This is a genomic window from Paenibacillus septentrionalis, from assembly GCF_042659865.1.
In the GTDB taxonomy this organism is placed as follows: Bacteria; Bacillota; Bacilli; order Paenibacillales; family Paenibacillaceae; genus Pristimantibacillus; species Pristimantibacillus septentrionalis.
In genome coordinates this window covers 128,712-144,847 of the sequence record NZ_JBHSTE010000001.1, presented here as the reverse complement: position 1 = coordinate 144,847, position 16,136 = coordinate 128,712, and the positions used below count along the sequence as shown (strand labels likewise).

Sequence of the window (16,136 nt, the reverse complement as noted above, 5' to 3'; positions counted from 1 at the left end):
TAGGTGTGTCAACTTTGAAAATCATAACATTGACTTACCCTATCTCTCCAGATGATATAGAGCTTAATGATCAGCCTCTATCCATTGCACTTGGTCATTTCGACGGTGTGCATCGCGGACATCAGCAGGTGATCAATACGGCGATTGAAACAGCGAAGCGAAAAGGGCTGGCTTCTGCTGTTATGACATTTGATCCGCATCCGAAGGCGATCCTCGGTCAAGGCGAGCAATATACCCAATGCTTGACACCGCTGGATATGAAGATGAAGCTGTTTGAAGAGCTGGGTGTAGATTACGCATTTGTCGTACAGTTTAATCTGCAATTTGCTGCGATTACTCCTAAAGCATTCGTCGATGAAATTCTGCATCGTTTGCAGGTGGTGAATGTCGCGGTAGGCTTCGATTTCCGTTTTGGAGCCAAAGGTGCAGGCACGCCTGAAGTGCTGAAGCAGCTGGGTGAACCTAACATACAGGTTGAGATGGTAGACGCGTATATGCTGGATGGCAAGAAAGTGAGCAGCACCATTATTCGTGAATACCTCGAGCAAGGAAACGTTGAACGTGCAAATGAACTGCTCGGTCGAAATTTTCAAGTAGAAGGCATCGTCGTGCAAGGGGATCAGCGTGGCCGCACCATCGGATTCCCAACCGCGAATTTACGGCTTGACTCACCATATTTAACGATTCGTCTTGGCGTGTATGCCGTTATTGCGCATTTAGGCGATCGAACGTTTTATGGCGTGTTGAATCACGGGATGAAGCCGACTTTCTATGCTGAAGATATCGTGCCGGTCATGGAGGCACATTTATTCGACTTTTCGGAGGATATCTATGGTGAGCATGTTGTTATTGAGTTTGTGACGTTTATCCGTCCCGAGCAGCGCTTCTCTGGCATTAACGAGTTGATTGCTCAAATTGGGAAGGATGCAGAGCAGGTGAGAACGCTGCTGTCGCAAACATAATCTCGACAAACCATTTTCATCTATGCTATACTATGAACTGTTGTCAGGCGTACATTTTGTACAAGCTTGTTCAACTGAACCTTAGCTTGGATATCGAGCTCACCGCCGATTGCTAGGCTAATGGCGATTATGATAAGGAGGTGAATCAGGATGGCAATCACTCAAGAACGCAAAAACGAACTAATCGAGACTCATAAGACTCACGCAAGTGACACTGGATCTCCAGAAGTTCAAATCGCTATCCTAACGGAAAACATCGTTAATTTGACAGATCATCTACGTACGCACAAGAAAGATCATCATTCGCGTCGTGGTTTGTTGAAAATGGTAGGTCAACGTCGTAAACTACTTGCTTACCTTAAGAAGAAAGATGTTAAACGTTATAGTGCATTGATTGAAAAACTTGGCCTACGCCGCTAAGATCAGTGTAATGAAAAGCAACCTGGCAGTCCTTGAGGTGGTCCATTCATGGATCTAAAGGCTTCGGGTTGCTTTTTGTAATAGAAGAGGAGGGTTTGAATGCAACATCGTGTTGAAACGACGCTAGGCGGAAGACCACTTGTTTTTGAAACAGGTCGTTTGGCGAAGCAAGCTAATGCAGCTGTTATGGTTCGTTATGGCGAAACAGCAGTGCTATGTACCGTTACTGCTTCATCAGAACCAAAGGATTTGGATTTCTTCCCATTAACGGTAAACTATGAAGAACGCTTATATGCGGTAGGTAAAATTCCAGGCGGATTTATTAAACGTGAAGGTAGACCAAGTGAGAAAGCAATCCTTTCTAGTCGTCTAACGGACCGTCCAATTCGTCCATTGTTCCCTGAAGGCTTCCGCAACGATGTTCAAATTGCGAATATCGTCATGTCTGTAGATCAGGACTGCGCACCAGAAATCGCAGCGATGATCGGAACCTCTGCAGCGCTTACGATCTCTGATGTGCCATTCGATGGCCCAGTAGGTGGCGTTGTTGTAGGCCGCATCAACGGTGAATTTATTATTAATCCAACCGTTGCACAGGAGCAGGAATCTGACATCTATGTAGTGGTTTCCGGTACGAAGGATGCCATTATGATGGTAGAGGCTGAAGCAAATGAAGTGCCTGAGGATGTTATGCTTGAAGCGATCATGTTTGGTCATGATGCGATTAGAGAGCTGATCACCTCGATTGAAGAGCTTCATAAGCTTGCAGGTAAGGAAAAAATGGAAGTTGTTTTACATACTGTAGATGAAACAGTAAATGAGGCTGTACGTGCGTTCGCATCTGCACGTCTTGTTGAAGCTGTTAAAATTGCTGAAAAGCATGCTCGTCAGGATGCAATTGATGCGATCAACGAGGAAACAGTAGCGCATTTTGAAGAAGTGTATGCAGAGACCCCTGAGCTTATCGCTGATGTGAAAGAAGTACTGTATGACATCGTGAAGGAAGAGGTACGTCGTCTTATTACGCATGACAAGGTACGTCCTGATGGTCGTGCTTTGGATGAAATTCGCCCAATTGAATGTGATGTTGCGCTATTGCCGCGTACGCATGGCTCCGGCTTGTTTACACGTGGACAAACTCAAGCGCTAAGCATCTGTACGCTAGGTGCGCTTGGCGATGTGCAAATTTTGGATGGAATTTCTGCTGAAGAAACGAAACGCTTCATGCATCATTACAATTTCCCTCCGTTCTCTGTTGGTGAGGCTAGACCGCTTCGTCCACCAGGACGTCGTGAAATTGGTCATGGTGCGCTTGGTGAGCGCGCGCTTTCTAAAGTCATTCCTTCTGAGGAAGAGTTCCCGTACACGATTCGTCTTGTATCTGAGGTGCTTGAATCTAATGGTTCGACTTCACAGGCAAGTATTTGCGCAAGTACGCTTGCAATGATGGATGCAGGTGTGCCGATTAAAGCACCAGTTGCAGGTATTGCAATGGGTCTAATTAAAGACGGCGATCACTTCTCTATCCTGTCTGATATTCAAGGCATGGAGGACCATCTTGGCGATATGGACTTTAAGGTAGCTGGTACTGCTGAAGGCGTAACAGCCATTCAAATGGATATCAAAATTGCAGGTATTGATCGCGAGATTCTGTCGCAAGCTTTGGATCAAGCTCGTGAAGGTCGTCTTCACATTCTAGGTAAAATGAGCGAAGTAATGACTACTTCCCGTGGAAGCCTGTCCAAGTATGCGCCTAAAATTGTTAGCATGAAAATCAATCCAGATAAAATCCGTGACGTTATCGGTGCAGGCGGTAAAATCATCAATAAAATTATTGAAGAAACCGGCGTGAAAATCGATATCGAGCAGGATGGTTCAGTCTTTATCGCTTCTTCAGATGAAGAAATGATTCAAAAGGCTAGACAAATTATCGAAGGCATCGTGAAAGAGGTTGTGGTTGGTGAAATCTACCTCGGTACAGTTAAACGAATTGAGAAATTCGGCTGTTTCGTAGAAATTTTACCGAACAAAGACGGCCTGGTGCATATTTCACAGCTGTCTACAGAGCGCGTAGCAAAATGCGAAGATGTTGTTAAGATTGGTGATCAAATTACGGTAAAAGTAACGGAAATTGATCAGCAGGGTCGAGTTAACCTGTCTCGCAAGGCTGTGCTTCAGGCGGAAGAAGCTCCTAAAGCATAATTTAGCCCCAACATCATATAACATGCGAGGAAGAGTCAGATACTATCTGCCTCTTTTTTTGCGTTTCATTCATAAAGCACTTTTTGTCCACATAACATGTACTACAGCCGAGCTTGTACGGATTTGTCGTATTCTATGATGATGTGGAGTGAGTAGGTTGAGGCATATATGGTGGAAAAGAGCTTCCTTTATCGCAGCGAGCGCGTTAATGCTCGTCGTATTAATTAAAATGAACGGCAACATATCCAGCTTCATGAAGCACGTGAAGGAGCAGGATGCGGTCTATGCCTTTTTTCAGGTAAATCGTTCTGAAGAGGAAAAGACACTGCTGCTGAAGCAGATAAAAGAAGAGGCGGAAAAGCTAAAAATTGAGCCGATTAATGCGCGCATAGACCGGGTTTACAAGGCTGTGCCTGGTTATAATGGACTTGAGGTTGATATTGAAGCGACTTATGAATTGAACGTGAATGCGGTTCGCGGCGCTCAGCTTCGCTACATTTATCGAGAAGTGGAGCCGGCGATACAGCTGGAGGACTTGGGAAGTTATCCGATCTATAAGGGGAACCCGGAAAAACGCGCAGTCGGTCTTATGATCAATGTCGCATGGGGCAATGAATATTTGGATTCGATTCTAAATACGCTGAAGGATGCTGATGTGAAAGCGACATTTTTCTTTGATGGTTCATGGTTGAAGAAAAATAAGGAGCTCGCCCAGCGTATTGCTGAAGAAGGTCATGAGCTATCCAACCATGCTTATTCACACCCCGACATGGCGAATCTGTCCCATTTTGAGCAAACTCAGCAAATTGTAAAGACTGAAGCGCTCTTAAAGGAAATGAATGCATCCAACAAATGGTTCGCGCCACCTTCTGGCTCCTTTAATGCAACGACAGTGAAGGCAGCAAGAGAGCACGGTCTGCTGACGGTGCTATGGACGATCGATACAATTGATTGGCGCAATCCGTCGCCGGAGCAGGTAATGACAAGAATACGATCAAAGCTCGAACCTGGAGCTTTAATATTAATGCATCCAACTGCAGCAACTGAAAAAACATTACCTATGATGATTCAATATATGAAAGAACAAGGTTATTTTCCTGGTACAGTATCCCATACACTCTCCTCTGACCGTCTGCAAGACGGAGTTGAGGGAGTAGACATATTTTGATATAGTGATATCATTGTAATTGTCTTAAATGGAGCAGACACGCTTTAATAGGAGGATTGCAATGAAGTCACAAGTACATAAAGAAACAGAAGCTAGAGGACTTGATCTAGCCTGGGAGCAAGTACGGGATTTTCAACTCGCATTTAACCATCCTGCAAATGATACGCCAATACTGCTAGATGCTGAACGAGCAGTTAAACGGATGAACTGGGTTCAGGAGGAAGTGCAAGAGTTTCTTGAAGCTAAAACAATCGTCGATCAAGCGGATGCTATGATTGATGTTATTTATTTTGCAATTGGTACATTAGTAGAAATGGGTGTACGTCCCCAACAATTGATGGATATCGTGCAGCATGCCAATATGAGCAAGCTGTGGCCTGATGGAAAGCCACATTATAAGCCCGACGGAAAAGTGATGAAGCCCGAAGGATGGGAAGATCCTTACCCGAAGCTTAAAGAAGCGATTGCTGAGCAGATGAAAAAGGGCGAGACCATCAAGTAATTGACACGAAAAGTTTAAGCATATGCTTCCGAAGTAACTTTTCGTTGCGAGGAAGTATAGGCGGGGAAGTTACGAAAAGTTTTTAGGAGGGCGCTTGGTGGAAAAATACCAGCTAAGCAATGGCATGCGTGTCGTTGTGGAACAAATTCCTACAGTACGTTCGGTTTCATTCGGGATCTGGGTCAAAAATGGATCTCGTAACGAGACGGAGCAAAACAACGGGATTTCACATTTTATAGAGCATATGCTGTTTAAAGGAACTGAAAAGCGCAGTGCGAGAGATATCGCGGATTTATTTGACGGAATTGGCGGTAATGTCAATGCCTTTACTGCGAAGGAATATACATGTTATTTTGCGAAGGTGCTTGATTCTCATTTGCCGTTAGCGGTAGATGTGCTTGCCGATATGTTCTTTCACTCCAAAATGGATAAGGATGAACTGGCAAAAGAGCGTAACGTGATTTTGGAAGAAATCTCAATGTATGAGGATACCCCAGATGATCGTGTGCATGATGAAGCAGCAAAAGCTGCATACGGCAATCATCCGTTAGCCTATTCGATTCTGGGAACACAGGAAACGCTGGAGTCCATGGGTTCTGAGGATCTGCTGAAATTTATGAAGGATCGTTACACGATTGAAAATATTGTGCTGAGTGTAGCGGGTAATATAGAGCCTAAAAGTCTGCTGGACCTGCTAGAAACCTATTTCGGACATTATCAAAATCATGAATCTACGCCAGCAATCGTGACAGCCCCAAGCTTTGTAGGCGATTATTCATTCTTTCAGAAAAAAACGGAGCAGAATCATATCTGTATGTCCTTTCAAGGTTGTGCCATGGGGACACCGCTGCAAAATGCGATGATCTTATTGAACAATGCGCTGGGCGGCGGCATGAGCTCGCGATTGTTTCAGGTGATTCGTGAGGAGCGGGGGCTAGCCTACTCGGTTTATTCCTATCATAGCGCAGCTGTTGATTCAGGGTTATTTACGATTTATGCAGGTACAGCACCTAAACAGACGAAGGATGTTATTGATCTGACTATGGAGCTTATGCATGAGGTGGGTAAGAACGGCTTGACGGATGCAGAGCTAATTAGAGGAAAGGAGCAGCTGAAGGGCTCGCTCATTCTGAATCTTGAGAGCACTAGCAGTCGGATGAATCGCAATGGCAAGCATGAGCTTATGCTAGGCAAGCACAATACGATTGATGCGCTGCTTACGCGAATCGATGCGATTACGATGGACGATATCAAGGAAGTTACGAAACAAATGCTGGCAACACCTTTTGCCGTGTCAATGGTTGGGACAAGCGATAAAGCAGTTGTCAATCTTAGGAGGGATCAGCTTGTATCAAGTGTTGTTTAAGAGAATGCCGGGAAATGAGGATCTGGCCATTCCGAAGCGTATGACAGAAGGCTCAGCCGGTTTTGATCTGCAGGCGGCAGTAAATGAGCCGGTAACGCTAGCTCCTGGCGAGCGCAAACTAATCCCGACGGGATTTGCAATGGCTATGCCGAATGAGCTGGAAGCGCAGATTAGACCTCGCAGTGGACTAGCTTACAAGCACGGCATTACATGCTTGAATTCCCCGGGAACGATTGATGCGGATTATCGAGGCGAGGTAAAGGTGCTATTGATCAATTTGGGATCAGAGTCTTTTACGATTGAACGCGGTGAGCGCATTGCGCAAATGCTGTTTGGTCTTGTGCCTAGTGTAAGGAATGAAGAAGCGGAAGAACTGCCTGATACAATCCGTGGAGCCGGTGGTTTTGGTCATACTGGCGTTTAACTATAAACATATAGCAGCTAGCTATGCAAGATGGCAGATCTTGTATATGCAGCTATGAGTAAAGAGGGGTTCAGAGTTTATTCTGAATCCTTTTTTATTTATGGTGGAGTCATCAATTTGCAATGGTTTTAATATGTACTAGCCCTATCGAGCTATAGCTAATTCGTGGCGCGATGCCATAAAATGAAGCAAAAGGCCAGTTCATAGAAGGGATGAATGAAGTTGCGATTGAATACTCCGAATGTTTGGTTAGGTGTTGCTTGGCTGACAGCGTTAGTGGCTACTATGGGAAGCTTGTATTTGAGTGAGGTATGGCATTTTGTACCTTGTGAGCTTTGTTGGTATCAACGAATTTTTATGTACCCTTTGGTTGTTATATTAGGCATAGCATCGTATCGACAGCAAACGGTGATGGTTCCGTATGTGCTCCCCGTTGTCGCGATTGGTGGATGCATATCGATATATCATATTATCATTCAGAAGCTTCCGAAAAACTCGGATATAGCGGCTTGCGGGGTTGGAGATGTTTCCTGTCAGGATGATTATTTATACTGGTTCGGCTGGATCACCATTCCGATGCTGGCGCTTGCTGCTTTTGTAATCATTGCCATATCCTTGATGCAAGCTCGTCGTCTTGACAGAGGGAATGAGGACACATTGGAATCAGAAGCGTAGAATGAAAAATAAACAGGACTCGGTTAGTGAGGCTTCATCGGAGGCAGGATCTAGTTAATCCAGCTTAAAAGACCAGGGTCAATATAATGCTTATCAATAAGGTGCAGCTTATGGCTGCGCCTCTTTTTGTTGAAGAAAAGTTTCCAACTTAGTTATACACCTATCATTGCGATGCCGCATAGTATAGCATATATTTTTGAGCCAGAAAGGAGTGTGCCCCATGTTAACGGGCGTCAATGTACTTCTGCTTGGCGGAGATGCGAGGCAGCTTGAGATCATAAGCAAGCTTTGTGAACACAATGCGACTGTGAGCATATGCGGTTTTGAACAGAAAAAAGAGCTGCCTGAAGCGGCGATTCCTGTTGAGTTGAATCGTAGAGCCTTCTCGAAGCTTGATGCTTTATTGCTGCCGGCTGTTGGTTGTGACGACGATGGTTATGTACACACCGTCTTCAGTAGTGAATCCATTCGGCTTACCGATGAGCTGCTAGCTGCCCTGCCTAAATCTTGTGTCATCTACGCAGGCATGGCAAAGCCCTATCTAAAGGAGTTATGCGCACGCCAACAATTGCAACTCGTTGAGTTGTTTGAGCGGGATGATATTGCGATATTCAATTCAATTCCAACCGTAGAAGGTGCGCTCATGATGGCGATTCAACATACAGATTTCACCATCCATCGTTCAAACTCGATGGTGCTTGGCTTTGGCAGAACTGGTATTTCTATGGCAAGAGGCCTGCATGCGCTTGGCTCGCACGTGTTGGTTGGTGTAAATCGTTCAGAGCACTATGCCCGTGCCTATGAAATGGGCTTTGAGCCTTTCTACACAAAGGATCTTGAGCAATATGTGATGAATATTGACTTGCTTTTTAATACAATTCCGACTATGATTATCACAGCACAAATAATCGACAGACTACAAAAAAGCGCAGTTATTATCGATCTTGCAACGAAGCCAGGCGGAACTGATTTCGACTATGCTGAGTTGAAAGAGATAAAAGCGTTGCTTGCACCAGGACTGCCTGGTATTGTAGCACCGAAAACCGCAGGTCTAATTCTCGCCGATTGCTTAAGCCAATTAATTTTGGAACAAACGAAGCGGAGGGAATTATGATGAGTTGGAACGGAAAAACAGTTGGTTATGCCTTGTCTGGTTCGCATTGTACATTTGAAGAGGTTATGCCGCAAATCCAGCGTTTTGTTGATGCTGGAGCAAATGTCATACCCATTGTGACCAATACGTTGATCACAACGGATACGCGTTTTGGCACTGCCGAAAAATGGCGCAATGAACTTACTAGAATTACAGGTAATGAAATTATTTCAACGATTGTGCAAGCGGAGCCGCTCGGTCCATCGAAAATTATTGATGTTCTGACGATTGCACCGTGTACTGGAAATACGACAAGTAGACTTGCTAACGCGATTACGGATAGCGCAGTGCTTATGGCTGCCAAATCTCAAATGCGAAATGGCAGACCGATTGTCCTCGCGATCTCAACCAACGATGGGCTTGGTCTAAATGCGGCCAATATTGCCAAGCTGCTTGTTACGAAAAATATTTATTTTGTGCCGTTCGGTCAAGACGATCCTATCAATAAGCCAAACTCACTAGTTGCTAGAATGGACTTGATTATGGAAGCATGTGAAGCAGCCCTGCAAGGAAAGCAATTACAGCCTTTATTAGTCGAGCGGCATTAATTATATAAGCTTAAGCTATAGAGGGGAGAAAACATCGTATGTCAAATCAAAAATTATACAATGTCGCAGTTGTTGGCGCAACTGGAGCAGTAGGGGAACAAATTATTAAGTTGTTGGAGACGAGAAGCTTCCCTATTAATGAGATTAAGTTTCTATCATCAGCACGTTCAGCAGGTAAAACTATTTCATTCAATGGTCAGGAGTATGTGATCGAGGAAGCGACACCAGACAGCTTTAACGGTGTAGAGATTGCCTTGTTTAGTGCTGGCGGTGATGTAAGTAAGGCGCTAGCTCCTGAAGCTGCTAAGCGTGGTGCTGTATGTATCGATAATACGAGCGCGTTCCGTATGGACCCGAATACGCCGCTTGTTGTACCTGAAGTAAATCCGGAAAAAATTAAAGAGCACAACGGAATTATTGCCAATCCTAACTGTTCTACAATTCAAATGGTAGCTGCGCTTAAGCCGCTTCATGACCGTTATGGCATTAAACGAGTAATCGTTTCAACATACCAAGCGGTATCTGGCGCTGGCGCACGCGCTATTGACGAAACGCTTCGTCAAACTCGTGCAGTGCTTGATGAGCAAGAAGTAAATCCTGATGTGTTGCCAGTAGGTGGTCTGCCGGTGAAACATCAAATCGCATTTAATGCGATCCCGCAAATTGATAAGTTTACAGACAATGGCTATACATTTGAAGAAATGAAAATGACAAACGAAACGAAGAAAATTATGGGTGATGATTCAATCGAAGTTTCTGCAACTTGTGTGCGAATCCCTGTAATTTATGGTCATTCCGAGTCTGTATATGTGGAATTCAACGAGCAATACGAGGTTGAGGACGTAAAAGCATTGCTGGATGCAGCTCCTGGCGTAACGCTAGTTGATGATCCTGCTAACCAGCAGTATCCTCTTGCAACAGATGCAGCAGGCAAACCTGATGTATTTGTTGGTCGTATTCGTCGTGATATTACAAGCGAAAAAGGTCTAAATATGTGGATTGTATCTGACAATCTATTAAAAGGCGCAGCTTGGAATGCTGTACAAATTGCAGAATATATTGCGAACGAGCAATAATAGTTTTTTATAGTCATCATAGGTACACTTCCTGGAGGCGAAGTTATGCGAATTATTGTGCAAAAATTCGGCGGTACTTCATTGTCAACTAGTCAGGCTAAGGAACGTGTTATCCAACATATAAAACGCGAACGAGACAACGGCTATGCCGTTGTCGTCGTTGTATCTGCAATCGGTAGGCGTGGTGAGCCGTATGCTACAGACACGCTGTTGGATCAGCTGCAACCGTACGGAGATTATATTGATTTGAAGGAGCGCGATATGCTCCTGAGCTGTGGAGAAATTATTAGTGCGACGCTGATTGGCGCTCAAATACGTGCGGCGGGAATTCCCGCCGTTGTATTATCGGGAGCTGAGGCGGGTATTGAGACGGATGATGATTTTGGCTCAGCTAAAATTACCGCCATCACTCCAGAGCGAATCATTCAGCATCTGAATAAAGGTAAGGTTGTTGTTGTAACAGGCTTTCAGGGGAAGACCAAGCAAGGGGCTGTTACGACGCTCGGAAGAGGAGGCAGTGATACTTCTGCTACCGCATTAGGTGCTGCGCTTCATGCAGAAATCGTAGATATCTATACGGACGTCAACGGGGTTCTGACAGCCGATCCGAAGCTGGTAAGTGATGCTAAGCCAATCTCGAAAGTAAGCTATGCTGAGATTTGCCATATGGCGCGAGAAGGGGCGAAGGTGGTTCATCCCCGTGCTGTGGAGATCGCTCAGCAGGCGCGCATTCCGGTTCGAGTTCGGTCAACCTTTTCGGATGATGAAGGGACGCTCGTACAGGACGCGACGTGGGAGCATAATGAGCATGCTGTGCTTGACCGTCATGTGACGGGCATCGCCTATGCATTAGGCATTACTCAGCTTCATGTATCGGGCACCGATAAACAATTGCACGATCCCCAGCTAATATTTGAAACACTTGCCCAACATGATATAAGCGTTGATTTTATTAATGTTTCTGCCTCGCATTCCTTATTTACCGTGCAAGCACAACAGGATCAGCTGGCATATACCCTCCTGACTGAACGAGAATTAGCAGTAACATTAAACCGTGAGTGTGCGAAGATCTCGATTATAGGTGGAGGCATGAATGGGCAGCCTGGTGTTATGGCACGTATTGTAGCTGCATTAACGAAGGAAGGTATTGCAATTTTGCAATCAGCGGATTCGAACGCTGCAATATGGGTACTGGTAAAAGAGGAGCAGATGGCTAAAGCATTGACATCGTTGCATTCGACGTTTGACCTGAATCGGTAAACGTTTTACAATGAATGCATATGATGTTCGACATAAGGAAATGGTAGGAGGAGTTCGGATGGAGTTCGGAAGATTGATTACCGCGATGGTAACGCCTTTCGATAGCGAAGGTAATATTGATTGGTCGACTGCAGAGCAGCTAATGGAGCGATTAATTGTTGATCAGCAAAGCGATAGCATTGTAGTTGCTGGTACTACAGGTGAATCGCCTACATTGACGCATGATGAAAAGCTTGAGTTATTCAAATTTGCTGTGAAACAAGCGAATGGGCGCGTGAAAATTATAGCAGGCACAGGAAGCAACAATACGCAAGCATCGATTGAGCTGTCTCAAGAGGCTGAGCAATGCGGAGTAGACGGGTTGCTGCTTGTTGCCCCTTATTATAACAAGCCTTCGCAGGAAGGGTTGTATTTGCACTTTAAGGCGATTGCCGAAAGCACGAAGCTCCCGGTTATTTTATATAACGTGGAAGGAAGAACAGGGATCAATATTTCTGTTCAGACGACCCTTCGATTGGCTCAGCTTTCAAATGTTGTAGCGACCAAGGATTGCGCGAATTTGGAGCAACTGACTGCAATTGCTGCCGAAGCTCCTGAAGGCTTCCGCATTTATTCAGGAGATGATAGCGCAGCGTTGCCTGCGCTGGCTGTTGGTGCATATGGTATTGTCAGTGTAGCGTCTCATATCATCGGTAAAGAGATGAAGGAAATGATAAACCGATATCTAGCTGGTGATGTTGCAGCAGCTGCGAAGCTTCATCAAGAGCTATACCCTGTATTCAAAGGATTGTTCCACTGTCCTCATCCTACACCTAATCCAGTACCGGTTAAGCACGCTCTTTCATTGGTTGGATTGCCAGTCGGTTCGGTACGACTTCCGCTAGCGCCGATTACGCCAGAGGAAGCAGCATTTGTTGCGGCTCTAAAACCAATTCAAGCTCGTATATAATGATCGTATCGTAAAGCTGCATGTCACAAGCTGACATGCAGCTTTTTTTGTGAATATAACGATTAGTACCTTCATGAACGATATCGTGCATACATAATTAAGCAAATTGTACAATTTGCTTGCCGATACTTAACATTGCACGAGTGGTATGAATAGGGACTGTCTATTCACATTCACATTGCATTTTGAAGTAAAAGAAGGGGAATGCTATACCTAACAACAAGCAGCAGCTCTCGTCGGTTGGGAATGAACTGTATCAGAATAGGACACTCCAATATACCAAAAAGATCATTTCAAAGGCATATTTTGTATCTCGACTTGTGTAATCGCTTTTTAATCATGTATAATGGAATTAAGTGAATGGGTGCGGCAAATAAATATTGAGTTATGTAAATTCCGTCAGAGCGGCATCTGGCGTTTTTTAGTAATATACGCAACACAAATAAACGGATAAAAGACTATAGGAGGTATAGATTCACTTGTCAAAAAAGAATAACCAAGACAAATTACTGGTCTTCGCTCTGGGCGGTGTCGGTGAGATTGGCAAGAACATGTATGTTGTTCAATACAATGATGATATTGTCGTTGTAGATGCTGGTCTTAAATTTCCAGAGGAAGACATGCTAGGGATTGACATTGTCATTCCAGACGTTGCCTATCTTGTAGAGAATCAAGATAAGGTTCGCGGGATCATTATTACGCATGGTCACGAAGATCATATTGGCGGATTGCCATATGTATTGAAAAGCCTGAATGTTCCTGTTTATGCTACGAAATTAACATTAGGCTTGATTGAAGTAAAATTGAAGGAAGCAGGAATTTTGGGGGATACCAAGCGCATTTTGATTTCTGCTGACAGCGAGCTGCAGCTTGGTTCGATCACAGCAAGCTTCTTCAAAACCAACCACAGTATTCCAGATTCCGTCGGTGTATGTCTTGATACACCAGAAGGAACAATCGTTCATACAGGAGACTTCAAGTTTGATCATTCTCCAGTTAATGATCAATATGCAGATCTTCAGCGTATTGCTGAAATCGGCAAAAAAGGAGTATTGGCGCTGCTTTCTGATTCAACAAATGCTGAGCGTCCAGGCTATACTCCATCTGAGAAAAATGTTGGAAATCGTTTGGAGGAAATTTTCCGTACCGCTACTCAGCGTGTTGTTGTTGCCACGTTTGCATCCAATGTGCACCGTATTCAACAGGTCATTAACGCTGCGATTGCAACTCGCCGCAAGATTGCAGTCGTTGGACGCAGTATGGTCAATGTCGTTACGATTGCTAATGAACTGGGCTATCTGAACATTCCTGAAGGCATGCTAATTGAGCCGGAAGAAGTGAATCGACTAGCAGCTGATCGAGTTGTTATTTTGTGTACAGGCAGCCAAGGCGAGCCAATGAGTGCACTTACGCGCATGGCACGTTCTACCCACCGCAAAGTAGATATTTTACCTGGAGATACTGTGATCATTGCCGCGACACCTATCCCTGGTAATGAGCGTTATGTAGGTAGAACAGTAGACGAGCTGTATCGTTTAGGTGCAAATGTAATTTATGGTTCAGGTTCTGTATCTGGAGTTCACGTATCTGGTCACGGAAGTCAAGAAGAGCTGAAGCTCATGCTGAACCTTGTAAAGCCGAAGTATTTTATTCCAATTCACGGTGAGTATCGTATGCTTCGCATCCATGCAGATCTTGCTGAAGAGGTTGGAATTGAGCCTGAAAATGTATTCGTCCTTGATAATGGAGATACCGTTGAGTTTCAAAACGGTCAAGCTGCAAAAGGACAAAAAGTGCCTGCAGGCCGTGTGCTGATTGATGGTCTAGGTGTAGGTGATGTTGGTAACATCGTTTTGAGAGATCGCAAGTTGCTGTCTCAAGACGGTATATTGGTTGTAGTCGTTACGCTAAGCAAAGAAGATGGCACGATTTTATCTGGCCCGGATATTATTTCTCGTGGTTTCGTATATGTTCGTGAGTCTGAAGGATTGCTGGATGAAGCAAACCGTATTGTTACATCAACATTAAATAAATTGATGAACGATAAAGTGAATGAATGGGCATCCCTGAAAACTAACGTTAAGGATTCGCTAGGTCGTTTCCTCTATGAGCAAACACGTCGTCGCCCAATGATTTTGCCAATAATTATGGAAGTATAACGATTGCTTACCATTCACCTAAATAACTAGCTATTCACTCCATGTTTGGAGCTGAATAGCTAGTTTTTTTATTTATTTAATACTTAGCAGGATGCGCCTTATAAAAAGGATATTGGAGCTTCGGATAAAAAATGATATTAAAACCATACTAACAGCATACATTTATTACGTAAGGGAGAGAACAATCAATGTCATCCAAGTCTGAACTGTCAATGAATGAGCAACAACAAGATGATAAGCCTTCGCAGGATCAAAATCCAAGCCCTGGCCCAAATCAAAACCCTAACTCCAATCCTAACCAAAATCCAAATCAACCTAATTTGGATCAATCACTTAACGCGATTCAGCAGCTAGGGACTACTGGAATTCCGCAATTCCAGGAAAGCAACATTCATTGCATTACGATAATCGGACAAATTGAAGGGCATATGATTTTGCCGCCACAAAATAAAACAACCAAGTATGAGCATATCATTCCACAGCTTGTTGCAGCTGAGCAAAATAATAAAATAGAAGGCATTCTTATTATTTTAAATACGGTTGGCGGAGATGTCGAAGCGGGGCTTGCTATTGCTGAAATGATTGCATCAATGTCCAAACCTGCTGTAACACTTGTCTTAGGTGGCGGTCACTCTATTGGTGTGCCGATAGCGGTTTCCGGGAACGTCTCCTTTATTGCAGAAACTGCTACCATGACCATTCATCCAATACGTATGAACGGTCTAGTCATTGGTGTTCCGCAATCCTTCGAGTACTTGGAGAAAATGCAAGAGCGTGTAACCAAATTTGTGGTGACTCATTCCAACATTACGGAAGAAACATTCAGGTCGCTTATGTTGAAAACAGGTGAGCTGACAAGAGACATCGGCACGACGATTATTGGCTCTGAAGCGGTATCTCATGGTCTCATTAACCGAGTTGGAGGGATCGGTGAGGCGCTGAATGAGCTGAAGCTGCAAATTGCAAGAGCGAAGGGAGAAGTTCATTAATGCTGCACTCGATTATGCCTATGGAGTTTATTTACGGAGAGCAAACGCCAGAGGACCATGTCGTTGATTATGTGTACCAAGGATTGTTAATGGAAGTAAAGCCGTTAACTACTGGGAAAGCGATCATTGTGCGATTGATTAATCCGCCGCTTGATTGTTATCTGGATCAACGCTATGCACCCGGTGCGCTTATTCCGTTCCAACAATAAGCAATAATTATTTAATGGCATTAACTAAAACCACCTGGCAGCAAAATGCTTGCTAGGTGGTTTTGTTCGTTATT

Annotated in this window: 16 protein-coding genes; all 16 read left to right on the top strand. The window is 44.3% G+C overall.

Annotated elements, in window-relative coordinates; translation table 11 throughout:
- Positions 1 to 14 precede the first annotated feature (14 nt).
- Complete coding sequence (locus tag ACFP56_RS00675) at positions 15 to 962, top strand: bifunctional riboflavin kinase/FAD synthetase (protein ID WP_379230012.1); 948 nt, start codon at positions 15 to 17, stop codon at positions 960 to 962.
- A gap of 150 nt (positions 963 to 1,112) precedes the next feature.
- Entirely contained in the window at positions 1,113 to 1,382 is a 270-nt protein-coding gene (gene rpsO / locus ACFP56_RS00670) for a 30S ribosomal protein S15 (RefSeq protein ID WP_379230010.1), read from the top strand.
- A 99-nt stretch (positions 1,383 to 1,481) separates the two neighbouring features.
- On the top strand, positions 1,482 to 3,584 hold the full coding sequence (pnp, locus tag ACFP56_RS00665) for a polyribonucleotide nucleotidyltransferase (protein ID WP_379230007.1): 2,103 nt from the start codon (positions 1,482 to 1,484) through the stop codon (positions 3,582 to 3,584).
- 148 nt (positions 3,585 to 3,732) lie between these two features.
- Positions 3,733 to 4,752: a polysaccharide deacetylase family protein gene (locus ACFP56_RS00660; RefSeq protein WP_379230005.1), complete on the top strand. Its 1,020-nt coding sequence runs from the start codon at positions 3,733 to 3,735 to the stop codon at positions 4,750 to 4,752.
- 61 nt (positions 4,753 to 4,813) lie between these two features.
- On the top strand, positions 4,814 to 5,254 hold the full coding sequence (locus ACFP56_RS00655) for a pyrophosphohydrolase domain-containing protein (protein ID WP_379230003.1): 441 nt from the start codon (positions 4,814 to 4,816) through the stop codon (positions 5,252 to 5,254).
- Positions 5,255 to 5,351: 97 nt separating this feature from the next.
- On the top strand, positions 5,352 to 6,620 hold the full coding sequence (locus tag ACFP56_RS00650) for a M16 family metallopeptidase (RefSeq protein ID WP_379230000.1): 1,269 nt from the start codon (positions 5,352 to 5,354) through the stop codon (positions 6,618 to 6,620).
- A gap of 4 nt (positions 6,621 to 6,624) precedes the next feature.
- Entirely contained in the window at positions 6,625 to 7,044 is a 420-nt protein-coding gene (gene dut, locus ACFP56_RS00645; RefSeq protein WP_379231722.1) for a dUTP diphosphatase, read from the top strand.
- Between the two features lie 216 nt (positions 7,045 to 7,260).
- Positions 7,261 to 7,719, top strand: a complete 459-nt coding sequence (locus ACFP56_RS00640) for a disulfide oxidoreductase (RefSeq protein WP_379229998.1) — start codon at positions 7,261 to 7,263, stop codon at positions 7,717 to 7,719.
- A gap of 220 nt (positions 7,720 to 7,939) precedes the next feature.
- Positions 7,940 to 8,833: a dipicolinate synthase subunit DpsA gene (gene dpsA, locus ACFP56_RS00635; RefSeq protein WP_379229996.1), complete on the top strand. Its 894-nt coding sequence runs from the start codon at positions 7,940 to 7,942 to the stop codon at positions 8,831 to 8,833.
- On the top strand, positions 8,833 to 9,420 hold the full coding sequence (locus tag ACFP56_RS00630) for a dipicolinate synthase subunit B (RefSeq protein WP_379229993.1): 588 nt from the start codon (positions 8,833 to 8,835) through the stop codon (positions 9,418 to 9,420). The genes dpsA and ACFP56_RS00630 overlap by 1 nt, the downstream gene beginning before the upstream one ends.
- Positions 9,421 to 9,458: 38 nt before the next feature.
- Positions 9,459 to 10,496: an aspartate-semialdehyde dehydrogenase gene (locus tag ACFP56_RS00625; protein WP_379229991.1), complete on the top strand. Its 1,038-nt coding sequence runs from the start codon at positions 9,459 to 9,461 to the stop codon at positions 10,494 to 10,496.
- A 45-nt stretch (positions 10,497 to 10,541) separates the two neighbouring features.
- Entirely contained in the window at positions 10,542 to 11,756 is a 1,215-nt protein-coding gene (gene dapG / locus ACFP56_RS00620) for an aspartate kinase (protein WP_379229989.1), read from the top strand.
- A gap of 58 nt (positions 11,757 to 11,814) precedes the next feature.
- On the top strand, positions 11,815 to 12,705 hold the full coding sequence (dapA, locus tag ACFP56_RS00615) for a 4-hydroxy-tetrahydrodipicolinate synthase (protein ID WP_379229987.1): 891 nt from the start codon (positions 11,815 to 11,817) through the stop codon (positions 12,703 to 12,705).
- Positions 12,706 to 13,184: 479 nt separating this feature from the next.
- Entirely contained in the window at positions 13,185 to 14,864 is a 1,680-nt protein-coding gene (locus ACFP56_RS00610) for a ribonuclease J (protein ID WP_379229985.1), read from the top strand.
- A 188-nt stretch (positions 14,865 to 15,052) separates the two neighbouring features.
- Positions 15,053 to 15,853: a ClpP family protease gene (locus ACFP56_RS00605; RefSeq protein ID WP_379229982.1), complete on the top strand. Its 801-nt coding sequence runs from the start codon at positions 15,053 to 15,055 to the stop codon at positions 15,851 to 15,853.
- A complete protein-coding gene (locus tag ACFP56_RS00600) occupies positions 15,853 to 16,062 on the top strand; it encodes a YlzJ-like family protein (RefSeq protein WP_379229980.1) in 210 nt (69 codons plus the stop codon). The genes ACFP56_RS00605 and ACFP56_RS00600 overlap by 1 nt, the downstream gene beginning before the upstream one ends.
- Positions 16,063 to 16,136 lie beyond the last annotated feature (74 nt).